The organism is Mycolicibacterium agri (assembly GCF_002553505.1).
GTDB lineage: Bacteria > Actinomycetota > Actinomycetes > Mycobacteriales > Mycobacteriaceae > Mycobacterium > Mycobacterium agri.
The window spans coordinates 12,514-29,566 of record NZ_PDCP01000015.1; the positions used below are offsets into that span (position 1 = coordinate 12,514).

General features: G+C 66.8%; 14 protein-coding genes. 4 read left to right on the plus strand and 10 right to left on the minus strand.

Annotation, left to right across the window (positions count from 1 at the left end; genetic code table 11):
* Positions 1 to 11 precede the first annotated feature (11 nt).
* The 6 genes from CQY20_RS10420 to CQY20_RS10445 form a co-directional block, all read right to left on the minus strand.
* Positions 12 to 662 carry a TetR/AcrR family transcriptional regulator gene (locus CQY20_RS10420; protein ID WP_207767262.1) on the minus strand — a complete coding sequence of 217 codons (651 nt, stop codon included), beginning with the start codon at positions 660 to 662 and terminating at the stop codon, positions 12 to 14.
* Positions 663 to 692: 30 nt separating this feature from the next.
* Complete coding sequence (locus tag CQY20_RS10425; RefSeq protein ID WP_097940008.1) at positions 693 to 1,946, minus strand: fatty acid desaturase family protein; 1,254 nt, start codon at positions 1,944 to 1,946, stop codon at positions 693 to 695.
* Between the two features lie 69 nt (positions 1,947 to 2,015).
* Complete coding sequence (locus tag CQY20_RS10430; RefSeq protein ID WP_097940009.1) at positions 2,016 to 3,152, minus strand: ferredoxin reductase; 1,137 nt, start codon at positions 3,150 to 3,152, stop codon at positions 2,016 to 2,018.
* 43 nt (positions 3,153 to 3,195) lie between these two features.
* On the minus strand, positions 3,196 to 3,696 hold the full coding sequence (locus CQY20_RS10435; protein WP_163701366.1) for a DUF6912 family protein: 501 nt from the start codon (positions 3,694 to 3,696) through the stop codon (positions 3,196 to 3,198).
* Positions 3,697 to 3,702: 6 nt separating this feature from the next.
* On the minus strand, positions 3,703 to 5,433 hold the full coding sequence (locus tag CQY20_RS10440) for a BCCT family transporter (protein WP_097940011.1): 1,731 nt from the start codon (positions 5,431 to 5,433) through the stop codon (positions 3,703 to 3,705).
* A 62-nt stretch (positions 5,434 to 5,495) separates the two neighbouring features.
* Positions 5,496 to 6,905, minus strand: a complete 1,410-nt coding sequence (locus CQY20_RS10445) for a WS/DGAT/MGAT family O-acyltransferase (RefSeq protein WP_097940012.1) — start codon at positions 6,903 to 6,905, stop codon at positions 5,496 to 5,498.
* A gap of 178 nt (positions 6,906 to 7,083) precedes the next feature.
* On the opposite strand from CQY20_RS10445, the gene CQY20_RS10450 reads away from it, so the two are divergent.
* The gene (locus CQY20_RS10450) at positions 7,084 to 7,668 is read left to right on the plus strand and encodes an Rv3235 family protein (RefSeq protein ID WP_097940013.1); all 585 of its coding nucleotides are present in this window, start codon (positions 7,084 to 7,086) and stop codon (positions 7,666 to 7,668) included.
* A gap of 14 nt (positions 7,669 to 7,682) precedes the next feature.
* Here CQY20_RS10450 and secA read toward each other — a convergent pair whose 3' ends face one another.
* The 4 genes from secA to CQY20_RS10470 all read right to left on the minus strand — a co-directional run bounded on the left by secA (position 7,683) and on the right by CQY20_RS10470 (position 13,264).
* Positions 7,683 to 10,505, minus strand: coding sequence for a preprotein translocase subunit SecA (gene secA, locus CQY20_RS10455; RefSeq protein ID WP_097940014.1), 2,823 nt, complete (start codon positions 10,503 to 10,505; stop codon positions 7,683 to 7,685).
* Between the two features lie 88 nt (positions 10,506 to 10,593).
* Positions 10,594 to 11,280 (minus strand): ribosome hibernation-promoting factor, HPF/YfiA family, encoded by a 687-nt coding sequence (gene hpf, locus CQY20_RS10460; RefSeq protein ID WP_097940015.1) that lies wholly within the window; start codon positions 11,278 to 11,280, stop codon positions 10,594 to 10,596.
* A 298-nt stretch (positions 11,281 to 11,578) separates the two neighbouring features.
* Complete coding sequence (locus tag CQY20_RS10465; RefSeq protein ID WP_097940016.1) at positions 11,579 to 12,226, minus strand: ComF family protein; 648 nt, start codon at positions 12,224 to 12,226, stop codon at positions 11,579 to 11,581.
* A 36-nt stretch (positions 12,227 to 12,262) separates the two neighbouring features.
* The gene (locus CQY20_RS10470; protein ID WP_163700774.1) at positions 12,263 to 13,264 is read right to left on the minus strand and encodes a methyltransferase; all 1,002 of its coding nucleotides are present in this window, start codon (positions 13,262 to 13,264) and stop codon (positions 12,263 to 12,265) included.
* A gap of 265 nt (positions 13,265 to 13,529) precedes the next feature.
* Here CQY20_RS10470 and CQY20_RS10475 point away from each other — a divergent pair, with 265 nt between their 5' ends.
* The 3 genes from CQY20_RS10475 (at position 13,530) to CQY20_RS10485 (ending at position 17,019) form a co-directional block, all read left to right on the plus strand.
* The gene (locus CQY20_RS10475) at positions 13,530 to 14,024 is read left to right on the plus strand and encodes a (2Fe-2S)-binding protein (RefSeq protein ID WP_097940018.1); all 495 of its coding nucleotides are present in this window, start codon (positions 13,530 to 13,532) and stop codon (positions 14,022 to 14,024) included.
* Positions 14,021 to 16,141, plus strand: coding sequence for a xanthine dehydrogenase family protein molybdopterin-binding subunit (locus CQY20_RS10480; protein WP_097940019.1), 2,121 nt, complete (start codon positions 14,021 to 14,023; stop codon positions 16,139 to 16,141). The genes CQY20_RS10475 and CQY20_RS10480 overlap by 4 nt, the downstream gene beginning before the upstream one ends.
* 74 nt (positions 16,142 to 16,215) lie before the next feature.
* Positions 16,216 to 17,019: a class I SAM-dependent methyltransferase gene (locus CQY20_RS10485; protein WP_097940020.1), complete on the plus strand. Its 804-nt coding sequence runs from the start codon at positions 16,216 to 16,218 to the stop codon at positions 17,017 to 17,019.
* The last annotated feature ends 34 nt before the right edge of the window (positions 17,020 to 17,053 follow it).

The window sequence follows — 17,053 nt, forward strand, 5'->3', positions numbered from 1 at the left end:
GAGCGGGCCAGTTACCGACTGGTCCGCTCGCCGTTTTCTGGGGCGAACGACATGATGTGGGCAATGGCGGCATCCAGCGACGTCTGCATCAGTCGGGGGTCGTGGGCGGTCTGCGACAGCAGGTAGCCGCCCTCGACCGCGGCCAGCAGTCCGGTGGCAAGAGCCTTTGCGTCGATGTCGTCGCGCAGCACACCGTTGTCGCGCATCCGCTCGAGTGCCCCGGCCAGGATGGAGCGCCATTCGGCGAAATGCTCGGCCAGCGAAGCCCTGGCTTTGTCGTCGGTGTCGGACAGCTCAGCGGCCAGCGAGCCCAGCTCGCACCCCCACAGCCCGCGCCGCAGCACACAACGCTGCACCATCGCGTCGCGCCATTGTTGAAGTCCGCGAAGGGAATCCACCTTCTCCAGCCGCAGCCGCTGCCAGGACAGGATCTCCTGGGCGCGCAGGTTGATCACTTCGTAGACAAGCTCCGACTTGTCCTCGAAGTGCTGATAGAACTGCGACTTACTGGTGGCGCTGGCAGCCAACACCTCGTCGATGGTGGTGGTCGCCACGCCCTGCACATGCATCAGCTCCGCAGCGGCGAGCACGATCCGGTTGCGGGTCGCGGCACCGCGTGAGGTCAGTCGAGACTTCGCCCCGCGATGGGTTTGCGGCGACACCCCACAACTGTAACTCGTTGGTCCAATCTGCTAGGCCGCGCGGTCAGCACGAGCCAACAGCTTGGCCGCGCGCTTGTCGCGCCGGCGCTGCCGCACCGCGGCGATCGCGGACTTCAGTCCACGCCGCTGCTCGGGTTCGAGCACCTCGAACATCCGCTCGCTGCGGGTTTCCGGCGCATCGTCGGCGGTGTCACGCAGGTACTTGTCCGGCAGCGACAGCTTGGCGATGGTCCGCCACGCCTTGGCGTACTGCAGCAGGAAATTGCCGGTGGTATAGGGCAGGTCGTACTTGTCGCACACTTCCCGCACTCGCAGCGAGGCCTCGTAGAGTCGATTGCTCGGCAGGTCCGGGTAGAGATGGTGCTCGATCTGGTGGCACAGGTTGCCGCTCATGAAGCGCAACACCGGCCCGTTCTCGAAGTTGGCGCTGCCCAGCATCTGACGCAGATACCACTGGCCCTTGGTTTCACCGACCATGTCGGTCTTGGTGAATTTCTCTGCGCCATCGGGGAAATGACCGCAGAAGATGACCGCGTTGGACCAGATGTTGCGGATGATGTTGGCCACCGCGTTGGCCTTCGCCGTCGAGGAGAAGCTCGCGGCTGGCGACACTGACGTCAGCGCCGGATAGGCAACGTAGTCCTTGAAGACCTGCTGGCCTGCCTTGGTGGAGAACTCGCGCAATCGCACCAAGGTGGCATCCCGGTTGTCGCGGCCCTTGAAGATCTTGCCGAGTTCCAAGTGCTGCAGGCCGACTCCCCATTCGAAGAAGGTCGCGAGCATGGTGTTCCACACCAGGTTGAACAGGTTGTGCGGCTTCCATTTCTGGTCACGCGTCACCCGCAGCAGGCCGTAGCCCACGTCGTCGTCCATGCCCAGGATGTTGGTGTACTTGTGGTGCATGAAGTTATGGGTGAAGCGCCAGTGCTTGGAGGCGCCGCTCATATCCCATTCCCATGTGGAGGAATGGATTTCGGGATCGTTCATCCAATCCCACTGGCCGTGCATGACGTTGTGGCCGATCTCCATGTTCTCGATGATCTTGGCCACGCCGAGCGTGACGGCGCCTGCCCACCAGGCTGAGCGCTTCTTGCTGGCGGCCAACATCAGCCGGGCCGCGACCTCCAAGGTCCGTTGCGCGGCGATGGTGCGTCGGATGTAGCGCGCATCGCGATCACCGAGCGAGTCCTCGATGTCCTGTCGGATGGCATCCAGTTCGACGGCGAGGCTCTCGATGTCGGCGTCGGTCAGATGGGCGAATTCCGGGACGTCGGTTATGGCCATCGTCTGTCTCCTTTCTGCATACCTACGCTACCGTAACCTACGGCGGCGTAGGTTACCAGCCAGTAAAGGCTAAGCGTCCAGCACGCAATCGCCAGAAGCTGCGGAAATGCAGGTCTGTACCCGGCTGCCGGGTTCGTGTTCAGTGCCTGTGCGCAGGTCGCGGACGTGCCCGTCGAGCAGGCCGACCACGCAGGACTGACAGATACCCATCCGGCACCCGAACGGCATCCGTACACCTGCGCTCTCGCCTGCCTCCATCAACGACGTGGCCGCGTCCACAGTGACGGATTTCCCGCTGCGCGCGAACTCAACCGTGCCGCCCTGTCCGTGCATCGCGGCGCGTGATGCCGCGAATCGCTCGAGGTGCAGTCGGTCGGCGACGCCCGCCGCGGCCCAGGTTGCCTCGGCGGCGTTGAGCATGCCCTCCGGCCCGCAGGCCCAGGTCTGCCGGTCGCGCCAGTCGGTCACCTCGTCGCCGATCCGCGACAGGTCGAGACGGCCCTGCTGGCGCGTGAGCCGCACGCGCAGTTGGTAGCCATTGCTACCGCGCTGCAGCTCGGCCAGCTCGGCCGCGAACATGAGCTCGGATTCCGTTGGCGCAGAATGTAAATGGACGATGTCGGTGATCTGGTTGCGCCGGGCCAGGGTGCGCAGCATCGACATCACGGGGGTGATGCCTGAGCCGCCCGTGATGAACAACACGGACGCCGGCGCGGGGTCGGGCATGACGAAGTTGCCCTGCGGGGCGGCCAGCCGCACGATCGTGCCCGGCGCCACCCCGCCGACGAGATGCGTCGACAAAAAGCCCTCGGGCATCGCCTTGACGGTGATGGTGATCGTCCGGCTACCCCGCACTGCGGGGGACGTCAGCGAGTACGAACGCCACCGCCAGCGCCCGTCGACGAGAAGGCCGATGCCGATGTACTGGCCGGGCTGGTAGTCGAGGGAGAAGCCCCATCCGGGCTTGATGACCAGCGTCGCGGAGTCAACCGTTTCGCGGCGCACCTCCAGCACCCGCCCGCGCAGCTCGCGCGCCGACCACAGCGGATTGGCGAGTTGGAGGTAGTCGTCCGGCAGAAGGGGCGTCGTGATACGCCCGACGATCGTGCGCAACGCGTGCCAGCCTGGATGCTCCTTGGCCCCGGCGATCTTGGGCCGCACCGTATCGGCGACGTTGGCCGAGACCTTGACTTCGTTCTTGGCCACGCAACCTACGGTACCGTAACCTACGGTCCCGTATCCAGTCGGGTTACAGCAATTCCAGCAGGAACGGCAGCTCTTGGGCGGCGTACCAGGCCAGGTCGTGGTCCTGGGCGTCGCCGACGGTCAACTCGGCGTCCTCGTCGCCGAGGTCGGCCGCGTCGACGGCTTCCACGGCGGCACGCACGGCCGATTCGGCGTCGGCGTTGTCGACATAGGCGGCCACCACGTTCTCGAACGCGATCGGACCGGCGAGCCGGACCACCGCTTCATCGAGGTCGGGCCGCGGGGTGGCGTCGTCGACCTCGGCCTCCACCACGGCGCGCCGGGGCGGCAGGGTGTCGTCGCCTTCGTCGCCCAGCAGGCGCATCGACGCCAGCGCCGCCTCGCGCAGCGCCACCTCGGCCAGTTCCTCGTCGTCGCCGGTGGCGTAGGACTCCCGTAGCGCCGGTGTCACCGCGAACGCGGTGTGGTTGACCGCAGCCAGCGACCGGTCGGCGACCAGTTTCTGCAGCATCGCCAGGGTGGCTGGAACGTAGACACGCACCAGCAGAGGTTAGCCCTCGGCGTTGGGATCCTTTTCCACCGCGATGACGAAGTCGTCGCCGTGTTGGGTGACGCCGGCGATCACCGCGGTGTCGATCTTCTCTTCGGCGTAGCGCTTGCGCACCATCATCGGGTCCCTGCGCAGGTCCTTCACCAACGCGACCGCGATCACCACCATCACCAGCAGGAATGGCAGCGCGGCGATGATCGTGATGGTCTGCAGGCCGGTCAGTGCGTCCTCGCCGCCGACCAGCAGCATGACCGCCGCGACGGCGCCCGTGGCGACGCCCCAGAAGATGACCGTGCCGCGTGTCGGTTTGATCGTGCCGCGTTCGGACAGCGAGCCCATCACCACCGAGGCGGCGTCGGCGCCGGACACGAAAAAGATCGCCACCAGCACCATCACCAGCACGCTGGCGATGATCGCGATCGGATACTGGTCGAGCAGGCCGAACAGCTGCGCCTCGATGCTGCCCTCGCCGGCGAGGTCGACGCCCTGCTGCTGTTCGCGGATGGCCGCCCCGCCGAAGATGCAGAACCACACCAGCGACACCAGGCTGGGCACCAGCAACACGCCGGCCACGAACTGACGGATGGTGCGGCCGCGCGAGATGCGCGCGATGAACATGCCGACGAACGGCGTCCACGACACCCACCAGGCCCAGTAGAAGACCGTCCAGGACTGCAGCCAGGTATCGACGTCGGCCCCCTCGGCACCGGTGCGCGCCGACATCATCGGCAGCTCGGCAATGTAACTGCCCACCGATGTCGGCAACAGGTTGAGGATGAAAACCGTTGGGCCGAGTACGAATACGAACAGCGCGAGAATGACGGCCAGCACCATGTTGATGTTGGACAGCCACTGGATACCGCGCGCGACGCCGGAAACTGCCGACAGCACGAAGGCGACGGTGAGAATCGTGATGATGACGATCAGCACGGTGTTGCCCACCTCGCCGATGCCGCTGACGATCTGCAGGCCGCTGCGGATCTGCAGGGCGCCCAGGCCGAGCGAGGCCGCCGAGCCGAACAGCGTGGCAAAGATCGCCAGCATGTCGATGACCTTGCCCCACGGCCCGTGCGCGCGGTTGCCCAGCAACGGCTCGAACGCCGAGCTGATCAACTGCACCCGGCCTTTGCGGTAGACGCCGTAGCTGATCGCAAGGCCGACGACGGCGTAGATGGCCCACGGGTGCAGCGTCCAGTGGAACAGCGTGGTCGCCATCGCGTTCTGCACGGCCTGCGAGTTGCCCTCCGGACCCGTCCCGGGCGGCGGCGTCGCGAAGTGGGTCAGCGGTTCGGCGACGCCGAAGAACATCAGGCCGATGCCCATGCCGGCGCTGAACATCATCGCCACCCACGACACGCCGTTGAACTCGGGTTCTTCGTCGTCGCGGCCCAGCGGGATGTTGCCGAAGCGACCGAGCGCGACCCACAGCACGAACACGACGAACGCCGACGCCGTCAGCACGAACAGCCAGCCCGTGTTGTCCATCACCCAGGTCAGGGCGCTGCCCGACGCGGACGCCAGCGACGCCGTGCTGACGAAGCCCCAGATCAGGAATCCGATGGCGATCACGGCTGTGACGCCGAAAACCACCTTGTCCAGCCCCTTCGTACGCTCGTAAGCCTCGTGGTCAACGGGCTGATCGAGCACAGGATGCGGGACCGTCTCCCCCTCAGGACTCTTGATGATCGCCTTTGCTTTCTCGGACCTCTTATTTTCGGGACTAATCGTCATGGTGGTCTCATCAGAAACCGCTTGCCGTGGCCGCGTCAAGTTGGCCGGTGGTTCCTGCGGGTTTACTGGGCGGCCTCGAGCAGCTCTTCGAGCGACTCGGCCAGCAACGACGGCAGAACCTCGACGTCGCTCATCGCATCGCGGTCGGCGTGGATTCCGTAGAACACCATGCCGTTGTAGGACGTGACGCTGATCGCCAGCACCTGGTTGGGCAGCAGCGGCGGCACCGCGTATGTCTCGAGCAGTTTGGCTCCGGCGATGTACATCTGCTTCTGCGCGCCGGGCACGTTGGTGATCAGAAGGTTGAACTGCCGGGCCGGATACTTGGTGGCCACCCGAATTCCCATGGCGTGCAACGTCGGTGGCGCGAAACCCGACAGGGTGACGATGGTCCTGGCGTCGACGAGGCTGGCCGCGGTCGGATGCGATTCGGTCATGTGCGCTATTTGGGACAGCCGCACAACGGCGTTGCTCTCCCCCACCGGCAGATCGATCAGAAACGGCGCCACCTCGCTGATCGCCTGCCCGGGACCCGAGGAGTCCAGCTCCTCGTCCGGATACACCGACATCGGCGCCATCGCCCGCACGGTGGCCGTCGGCGGCACCGGCTCTCCGCGCGAGAGCAGCCAGTTGCGCAGGGCACCCGCAATCACCGCGAGCACCACATCGTTGACGTCGCAGTCGAAGCGGGCGCGCAAGTTGCGATAGTCCTCGAGCCTCGCGCGCGCGACGGTGAGCCGCCGGTGCCGCGACACGGTCGTGTTGAGCGGACTCGACGGTGCGGTGCCTCGGACGAAAGTCGCTGCCGCAGCGGCGAATCGGCGGCCGAGGTCGAGCAGCTGCCCCGAGTTGGTGGCGACCTCGCTGACCGCCGAGCGCACCGCGGCCAGCTGCGCGGTGGGCCGCGCGATCCATTCGCCGACCGCGCCCATCACCAACTGCGCGTCGCTCGGCTCGCGGGCAGGAATCCAGATGTCCTCGCCGAATTCGGGCGGCTTCGGCGAGTTGTCGGCGATCACATGGCCTATCTCCAGCGCGGTCATCCCGTTGACCAGCGCCTGGTGCGATTTGGTGTAGATGGCCAGTCGATTTCCCGCGAGCCCCTCCACCAGGTACATCTCCCACAGCGGCCGCGACCTGTCGAGCTGGCGGCTGCCCAGCCTGGCCACCAGCTCATGAAGCTGCGCGTCGCTGCCCGGCGACGGCAACGCCGACCTGCGCACGTGGTAGGTGATGTCGAAGTCGCGGTCGTCGATCCACACCGGCCGAGCCAGCCCGAGCGTCACCTCCCGCACCTTCTGCCGGTAGCGCGGGATCTGAGGGAGACGCTTTTCGACGGTCTCGAGCAAGGTCTCGTAACTCAACCCGTTGCGGGGCTTGCGCACAATTGCCAACGAGGCCACATACATCGGCGTCGATGAGTCCTCCAGGCCGAAAAACGCCGCATCGGACGCCGACAACCTGGTCACCATTTGTGGCGTACCCCCTGAACTCTTCGTCGACGCTCGTCGAACTCCGCCACGGTAACCGCAGATTCTGGCCGTGCGCATTACGGGTGCATATCGGCCCGGCAAACCATGGGATCATGGAGTGGTCTGTTCCTCTCCAGCAGACGCCGTCGCCCACATCGCCGATCGCTGGAGAGGTGTGATGTCCGCATCGCAAATCCCGTTCGAGCCAGGCGCATTCACCGCGCCGGTAATCGACTACGAACCACCGCCGCTGACCGCTGCCGGCCGGGCCGTCGGGTGCGCGACGCCGTCGGCCGCCGCGCTGCACCGCGGGCAGCGGCGCCCACTGCGGTCCCCGGAGCCATCGCCTGCCCTGGCGGCCCCTGACATCGCGCCGCCTCCGGCGCCCCCTGACATCGCGCCGCCTCCGGCGGCCCCTGACATCGCGCCGCCTCCGGCGGCGGCTTCTTTTGCCGACGCCGCCCTTCGCCGCGTCCTCGAGGTCATCGACCGCCGCAGGCCCATCACGCAACTGCGGCCGCTGCTGACGCCCCGCCTGCTGGACATGGTCTTCACGCAGGCCCGCTCCTCGGGACCGGTCAAGGCGGCGGTGCTGCGCCGGGTGCGGCTGCGCACGGCCGCCGTCGACGAGAACGAGCCCGATCAGCCGGTGGCCGCGGAGGTGTTCGCCACCTACACCCGCGGACCGCGCATGCGCGCCATCGCGGGCCGCATCGAGGTCATCGACGGCCGCTGGCGGTTGGTGGCGCTACAGATCGGCTGAAACCCGACCCGCCGTCAGCCCTTGCGCGCGGCCTTGGCCTGCTTGCGGGCGGCTTCACGCCGTTCGCGCCGGCTCAGCGCGGAGTGCCTGCCTCCGCCGTTGCCGCCGCCGGTCTGCCGCTGCACCTGCGCACTGCCGTCCTCGGACGGGCCGGTGTAGGTGAGCGGCGGAGCCTGGTCGTCAATTCCCTTGGCGCGCAGGGCCGGAGCGGGTTCCACCCGTTCCTTGGTGGCCACCCCGCCGTCCTGCGACTTGGCCGCGGCCTGGGCGGCGAACTCCTCCAGCCCGCTGGGTGCCGCGACGGGCGCGACCTGCTGCGCGGGTGTGGGCGGCACGGCTTCGACGGTGACGTTGAACAGGAAACCGACGGCTTCCTCCTTCATGGCTTCGAGCATGCCCATGAACATGTCGTAGCCCTCGCGCTGGTACTCGACCACCGGGTCGCGCTGGGCGACGGCGCGCAGGTTGATGCCCTCCTTGAGGTAGTCCATCTCGTAGAGGTGCTCGCGCCACTTGCGGTCGATGACATTGAGCAGCACGTTGCGCTCGAGCTGGCGCATGGCGCCGGGGCCTGCGATCTCCTCGAGCTGCTTCTCACGCTCCTCGTAGGCGCGCTCGGCGTCCTTGACCAGCGCGTCGAGCAGCTCCTCGCGGGTCAGCTCGCCGGGCTCGCCGATGGCGTCGGAGTCGATCAGGTCGCGGTGGTCGATGCTGACCGGATACAGCTGCTTCAACGCCGTCCACAGCGTCTCAAGGTCCCAGTCCTCGGCGTAGCCCTCGGCGGTGGCGCCGTTCACGTAGGCGGTGATGACGTCGACCATCATCGCGTGCGCCTGCTCCTTGAGGTTCTCGCCTTCAAGGATGCGGCGGCGCTCGGCGTAGATGACCTTGCGCTGCTGGTTCATCACCTCGTCGTATTTGAGGACGTACTTGCGGATCTCGAAGTTCTGCTGCTCGACCTGCGTCTGGGCGCTCTTGATGGCGCGGGTGACCATCTTGGCCTCGATCGGCACGTCGTCGGGCAGGTTCAGGCGCGTCAGCAGCGACTCCAGCGCGGCGCCGTTGAACCGCCGCATCAGCTCGTCGGCCAGCGACAGGTAGAACCGAGACTCGCCCGGGTCGCCCTGGCGGCCGGAGCGGCCGCGCAGCTGGTTGTCGATGCGACGCGACTCGTGGCGCTCGGTGCCCAACACGTACAGACCGCCCGCGGCGATGACCTCCTCGGCCTCCTTCGCGGCTTCCGCCTTCACCTGGGCGCGCACCCTGTGCCAGGCCTCTTCGTACTCTTCGGGGGTCTCGACCGGGTCGAGGCCCTGCTCACGCAGCCGCTTGTCGGTCAGGAAGTCGACGTTGCCGCCGAGCACGATGTCGGTGCCGCGGCCGGCCATGTTGGTGGCTACGGTGACCGCGCCGCGCCGACCGGCCTCGGCGATGATCGCGGCCTCCTGCTCGTGGTATTTGGCGTTGAGAACGTTGTGCGGGATGCGCCGTTTGGTGAGCAACCGTGACAGGTACTCCGACTTCTCGACGCTGGTGGTGCCGATCAGCACCGGCTGGCCCTTCTGGTAGCGCTCGGCCACGTCGTCGGCCACCGCGAGGTACTTGGCCTCTTCGGTCTTGTAGATCAGGTCCGGCTTGTCCTCGCGGATCATCGGCTTGTTGGTCGGGATGCTGACCACGCCGAGCTTGTAGATCTCGTGCAGCTCGGCCGCCTCGGTCTGGGCGGTGCCCGTCATGCCGGCGAGCTTGTCGTAGAGGCGGAAGTAGTTCTGCAGCGTGATCGTGGCCAGCGTCTGGTTCTCGGCCTTGATCTCGACGCCTTCCTTGGCCTCGATGGCCTGGTGCATGCCCTCGTTGTAGCGCCGACCCACCAGCACGCGGCCGGTGAACTCGTCGACGATCAGCACCTCGCCATTGCGGACGATGTAGTCCTTGTCGCGCTGGAAGAGCTCCTTGGCCTTGATGGCGTTGTTGAGGTAGCTGACCAGCGGGGAGTTGGCCGCCTCGTAGAGGTTGTCGATGCCGAGCTGGTCCTCGACGAACTCGACGCCGAGCTCCGTGATGCCGATGGTGCGTTTGCGCAGGTCAACCTCGTAGTGCTTGTCCTTCTCCATCAGCGGCGCGATGCGCGCGAACTCGGCATACCAATGCGAGGAGCCGTCGGCGGGCCCGGAGATGATCAGCGGGGTGCGCGCCTCGTCGATCAGGATGGAATCGACCTCGTCGACGATGGCGTAGGCGTGGCCGCGCTGCACCATCTCCTCGACCGAGTGCGCCATGTTGTCGCGCAGGTAGTCGAAGCCGAACTCATTGTTGGTGCCGTAGGTGATGTCGGCGTTGTAGGCGGCGCGACGCTGGTCGGGCGTCATCTGGGCGAGGATGACGCCCACCTCCAGGCCGAGGAAGCGGTGCACGCGACCCATCCACTCGCTGTCGCGTTTGGCCAGGTAGTCGTTCACGGTGACCACGTGCACGCCCCTGCCGGACAGCGCATTCAGGTAAGCAGGCAACACACAGGTCAGCGTCTTGCCCTCGCCGGTCTTCATCTCGGCCACATTGCCGAAGTGCAGGGCGGCGGCGCCCATCACCTGCACGTCGTAGGGCCGTTGGTCGAGCACGCGCCACGCCGCCTCCCGGGCGACGGCAAACGCCTCCGGCATCAGATCGTCGAGGTCTTCGCCGCCGGCGTACCGCTTCTTGAACTCGTCGGTCTTGGCGCGCAGTTCGGCGTCGGAGAGCTTCTCGACGTCGTCGGACAAGGTGTTCACATAGTCAGCGACCCGCTTGAGGCGCTTGACCATGCGGCCTTCACCGAGCCGGAGCAACTTATCGAGCACGCTATTTTCCCCTGTGGGTTGATGGATCTCGTGACGTATTAGACGAGGTCCATCGTAGGGGACTCGTCGAACTCCCTGGTTATTTGCGTCAGGCCAGGCGTATCAGCCCGTAGTCGAAGGCGTGCCTGCGGTACACCACACAGGGCTTGTCGCTCTCCTTGTCGTGGAACAGAAAGAAGTCGTGGCCGACCAGTTCCATCTCGTAGAGCGCGTCGTCAACGGTCATGGGGGTGGCGGGGTGTTCCTTGACGCGCACGATCTGGCCCGGCTCGTGGTGCTCGACGCCGTCGCGATGCTCGTAGTCGTCCGACTCCTCCTGGGCCGAGCGGCGCGGTTCGAAGGCTTCGGGCGCCGAGATCTTGGTGGCCTCGGCCAGTGACGTCGGGGTCTTGTCGCCGTAGTGCACCTTGCGGCGGTCCTTGCTTCGCCGCAGGCGGCTCTCGAGTTTGCCCACCGCCGATTCCAGGGCTGCGTAGAAGCTGTCGGCGCAGGCCTCGCCGCGCACGACCGGCCCGCGGCCCCGCGCGGTGATCTCTACGTGTTGACAGTTCTTGCGTTGGCGCCTGTTGCGCTCATGGTCGAGTTCGACATCGAAAAGGTAGATACTGCGGTCAAATCGCTCTAGACGCGCCAGTTTCTCGGAGACATAAATCCGGAAATGGTCCGGAATTTCGACGTTGCGGCCTTTGACGACGACCTCGGCGCGAGGCGCCGGCGCCGGCTTCTCGTCTTCGACGATCATCGAGCGGTCGTTTTCCATGGAACGGATTGACATGCTTGGCGACTCGTTTCTGTTTCGCGTCGCACGCTCGCTGCGTGCCTACCTCGGATGAAGATGCACCGACGGGGCACGCGATTTCGCCGCTCGCCGGTGCAAGGTGTCGATAACTCACCTCCTACCACTCGGGCGAGGGTCGGCGCTTCTGGGTTGAGCGCCGCCGTGAGGCGTCACGGTTGCTTGGCCCCGACGGTAGTTGTGTTTACCCGGCAGTGCCACTCTTTTCGCCTACCGGTTTTCTGTTCGTCACTGCGGCTTGATGCGGCAGAAATCGGCCCGGTCGTCAAGGGCGCGCTCAGGCGTGGGCGAGGGCGAGGACGGCGGCGACCGGAACCGCGCAAGTTTGCAGGACGCGCACCGACTCGGCGGCCGTCGCGCCGGTGGTGACGATGTCGTCGACCAGGATGACGTCGCCGCCCGGCCTGTCCAGCCGGTCGGCGGGGCGGCACAGCCGAACCCGGCCGGCCACGTTGCGCTGCCGCGCCGCACTCGACAGCCCCACCGAGTCGCGCACCAGGGCGGCCATTCGCAGCGCAGGCACCACCGCCGCGTCCGGGTTCTGTCGCGTCGCGGCCTGCGCCATGCGGGCCACCGGGTCACCGCCGCGCCTGCGCGCGGCCAGCCGGCGGGTGGGCGCGGGCACCACGGCCAGCGGCGCCTCCACCACACGCCACGCCTGTAGCCGTCGCAGCGCGGCGTCAAGCGCGGCCGCCAGCGGGCCGACCAGGTCGGCGCGGCCGTGCTCCTTGACTGCGACGAGCGCGTTGCGGCGCGCGCCCGCGTACCGGCCCAGCGAGAAGACCGGCACCCCTGGCGGCACTCGCGGCGCGATGAGATGCGGTTCGTCGGGCCGGACCCGCAGCTGTCGCGCGCAGGCCTCGCACCACCGGGTCGACGGCGCGCCGCAGCCGCCGCACTCCAGCGGCAACACCAGGTCGAGCACGCGGCCAGTGTCCCGGCACGCGGTGACATCCGGGGTTCAGGCCCCGACGGCTTCGATGATCGCGTACGAATCTGTCGTCTGCAGCCCGCATCGGCGCAGGTCCGCGTTCGCCAGCAGTGCGTCGAAATCTTCGACCGTGCGTTCCTTTCCGGTCGCCATCGCGAGCATGTTCAAATCCATCAGCGCCGCGAAGCCGGGATTGCGGGCATCCTCGATGAGGAAATCGATGACGGCGATCCGGCCGCCAGGAGCCATCGCCTCCCGGCAACGCCTCAGAATCTTGACGCAGCTTTCGTCGTCCCAATCGTGCAGGACCAACTTCAGCAGATAAAGATCTGCCGCAGGCAACGCTTCAAAGAAGTCGCCACCAACCACCTCGATGCCATCGCCAATGCCTTCCAAATCGTCCGCTATCGCAGCGGCCACATCCGGGCGGTCGAAAACGATCCCGCGCAATGCGGGATTCGCCTCCCGGAGCTGACGAAGAAGCGCACCACTTGCCCCGCCCACATCGACCGCCAATGTCACCCCATCTGTGTTGAGGCGGTCCACCACGTCACTTTTCCACAGGGCGGTCAAGCCCGTCATGGCGGCGGTGAATTCCACAGAGACGTGCGGGTTCTTTTGCATGTAGTCGAAGATGGGCAATCCCAACATCTTCCGGGCCTGACTCTCACCCGTACGCACCGCCGCGGCGAACTCCCCCCACGGTTGCCAGTGCATCCGACCGGTCATCGACAAGGCAACATCCCGTAGCGATCGCGGAGCGTCCCTTCGCAACGTGTCCAGCAGTTCGGTGGCGCGGAATCGTCCGTCGCAGTCGGAAGTCAACAGCCCGAGAGTGAGCCCGGCCCGCATCAGTCGGAAGGTAGCCTCAGGTGCACTGCACTCCCGCTGCGCTACCTCAGCGGCCGTCAGCGGACCATCTGCGAGGTGATCGGCAATAGAAAGCGAGGCGTATGCACCCAGCGCCTGGCTGATCCAGTAGCCGAAGATCATTGCGGCCATCTGGTGATGGGCGTCATCGGATGGTGCCACTGAAGTTACTCCTTCCATCAGATTCCACGAGTGTCATCAGGGTTTGCCTCTCGCGAAGATTCACCAGACAAGCCACGAGAGAAGCCATGCGGCCGAGGCGCTTTCACTTCGCCGCCGCCCCGCCTACGTTAGGAAGAGCAATGGTCGCCTACAAGCCGCGAGGCGCAGGGCAGTGGACACATTGCGCGCGAATCTTCGAACCTGGGAGAATGCTCTGTGACGAATCTGGCTGGCCGCCGCCGGCGGCCGCGGTGATCCTGGAGTCATGACAGAACAGGCCTCGGAGCAGACTTCGGTCGTCGCCGTGAACGGCCGCAGACAGGTGGTGCACAGCGAGCCGGACACCGCGCTGCTGTATGTGTTGCGCAACCATCTCGGCCTGACGGGTACCCGGTTCGGGTGCGGGCTCGGCGTGTGCGGCGCGTGCCTGGTGCTCATCGACGGCCGTCCCGCGTACTCCTGTGACACCCCGCTGTGGGCGGCCGACGGCAAGGCCGTGACGACCGTCGAGGGCCTCGGCAGCGACGGCCAACCGCACCCAGTGGCCCGTTCGCTCGTCGCGCACCAGGCCGCACAGTGTGGCTACTGCATGTCGGGCATCGTCGTTCGGGCCGCCCATCTGCTCGCAGAAAACCCGGACCCCTCCGACGCCGACGTGCGCGCCGCCCTCGACGCCAACCTGTGCCGCTGCGGAGCACACAACCGCGTGGTGCGTGCCGTGCTGGCCGCGGCGGCCGAAATGCGGACAGACACACCATGACCGCCGACGTGAACACCGACGCGCTGCCGCCGACACTGGCGGCCAACCCACGCCTCGGCGACTGGCTGAGCATCCGCACCGACGGCGCGGTGCATGTGCGGTCCGGCAAGGTCGAGTTGGGCCAGGGCGTGCTCACCGCGCTGGCCCAGATGGCCGCCGAAGAACTCGACGTGGACGTGCGACGCATCGAGATGGTCTCGGCAGCAACGGGTGTCAGCCCCGACGAGGGACTCACCGCGGGCAGTTTGTCCATTCAGCACTCGGGCGCGGCTCTGCGCATGGTGTGCGCCGAAGCCCGCGACCTCTACCTCTCGATCGCCGCGGACAAGTTCGCGGTGCCGAAGGAAGACCTGGACGTCGACGACGGCGAGATCCATGGCCCCGACGGGTCGGTCACCAGCTACTGGGAGCTCGCCGACGAGACCGTGCTCGACCGACCCGCCAGCGGCAGTGCCACGCCGAAGAAGGACTCGGACTACCGCGTGGTGGGCACGGATGTGGCGCGAATCGATTTGCCCGACAAGCTGACCGGGCGACCCCGCTATGTGCACGACCTTCATCTCGACGGCATGCTCTACGGCCGCGTGGTGAGGCCGCCGGCGCGCGCGGCGACCCTGAGCAGCGTGGACACCGCGCCCACGTTGGCGCAGCCCGGAGTCGTCGACGTGGTCTGTGAGGGCGACTTCCTCGCCGTGATCGCCGACCGCGAGGAGGTCGCGCTGCGCGCGGCGGACCGGTTGCGCGCCGACGCCGAGTGGGAGCAGCGGGCGTCATTGCCCGACGACGATGACCTGCCGACATTCCTGACGTCGGCACCCGCCGACACCACGGTGCTCGCCGAGGGGTCGCGTCCGTCGGCGCCGCCGCAGCGGACCCTGTCGGCGACCTATCACCGCCCGTTCCTGGCCCACGGCTCGATCGCCCCGTCGTGTGCGATCGCGCTGGCAATCGATGACGAACTGCGGATCTGGTCGCACTCGCAGGGCATGCACATCCTGCGCCGCGAAATCGCGCGCGAACTGGGTATGCGCCCAGAGCAGTTGGTGGTTCGCCACGTCGAGGGCGCCGGGTGCTACGGCCACAACGGCGCCGACGACGCGGCGATGGATGCGGCGCTGCTGGCCAGGGCGGTCCCGGGACAACCGGTGCAAGTGGTGTGGTCGCGCGCCGACGAGCTGGCGTGGGCGCCGCTCGGATCGGCTGGGGTGGTGCGGGTTTCGGCGGAAACCGGCGACGACGGCCGCGTGCTGTCGTGGCGGCACGAGATCTTCAGCGGCAGCTTCATCAGCCGCCCCGGCATGATCGGGCCGCCCGCGTTCCTGGGCACCAGCCACCGCGAGCGCACCGCGATCCACTCGACGGCCGAACCTCCGCTGGAACTCGGCGGCGGCACCCGACGCAATGCCGTTCCCGGCTACGACTTCCCGCACCGCGAGGTGGTCAATCACCTGATCCCGGAGATGCCGTTGCGGACATCGGCGCTTCGCTCCCTCGGGGCGCATCTCAACGTCTTCGCCATCGAGTCGTTCATGGACGAACTGGCCGCGCAGGCTGGAGTCGATCCCATTGAATTCCGGCTCGCGCAGCTGTCGGACCCGCGCGGTCGCAGGGTGCTGGAAACCGTTGCGCGTGAGTCTGATTGGCGACGCTCGCCTGCGTCGGATTCTGTTGGTCGCGGTGTCGGCTATGCCAGGTACAAGAATGCGAGCGCCTATTGCGCCGTCGTGGCCGAGGTGGAGGCCGTCGATCAGGTGCGGGTGCGCAGCCTGACGATCGCGGTGGACGCGGGTCTGGTCATCAACCCCGACGGCGCGGTCAACCAGATCGAGGGCGGAGCGATCCAGACCACCAGCTGGACGCTGAAGGAACGCGTCCGGTTCGACCGGCACAACGTCACCAGCGACAACTGGGAGACCTACCCGATTCTGCGGTTTTCCGAGGTGCCCGCCGTCGACGTGAAACTCATGCCGACAGACGGCAATCCGCCGCTCGGCGTCGGGGAATGCGCGCAGGGACCGGTCACCGCCGCCATCGCCAACGCAGTGGCAGCGGCGCTCGGGGTGCGGGTGCGCACCTTGCCGCTGACCCGAGATCAGATCGTCGCCGCGATGACCTGAGGCATGCGCGTTCCGGCCGAAACGGTGCGCGCCGTGTCTCGTTCGCCCGCAACCGTCGCAATACCGTCGTCGTTATGACGTATCTGTTCGGCCACACCGACCCGGAAACGCGCAGGCTCCAACTGCAGTCGCGACTGTATGACGGCCACATGGAGTACGCCCTGCGGCTGGCCGGCCTACGGCCGGGAATGCGGGTCCTCGATGTCGGCTGCGGCGTCGGCGACGTGTCGTTCCTGGCCGCGGGCCTGGTCGGGCCGACCGGAAGCGTGACCGGCGTCGACATGTCCGGCGACGTCATCGAACATGCGCGGCGACGTGCGCGCGAATTCAACTTTCCGACCGTACGATTCGTGCAATCGGCGATTGACGACATTGCCCTCGACGAGCCGGTTGACGCGGTGATCGGGCGACTGATTCTGATGCATCTGCCCGATCCTGTGGAGGCGCTGCGCAAGCTCGCTGTCCGTATCCGGCCCGGTGGTGTCGTCGCATTCAGTGACTTCGAAAACCGAGGGACCGCGAGCGTGCCGGAAACGCCGCTGTGCGAGGCAATCCTCGGCGCCATCCGAGAAACGTTCGCCCGCATGGGCGTTGACTCGAACTTCGGTCTGACCATGCATCAATGCTTCAGTCGCGCCGGGCTCGATTCGCCGCGGATGACGCTCGGTGCGCCCGTGGCGGGACCTGACGACATCCTGGAGCTCACCTGGTTGGCGGAGACGTGGCGTTCGCTGCTCCCCCTGGCCAGAAAGCTTGCAGTCAACACCGACGGACTGACCGACACGGACGAGTTTCCATCCCGATTGCAGCAGGAACTGGCCGACGCCGGGGCGGTGTTCATGTTGCCGGCACTGATCACCGCATGGGCCCGGATATAGCGCATCTCCATCTGGCAGAACCCATGTCGGTGGT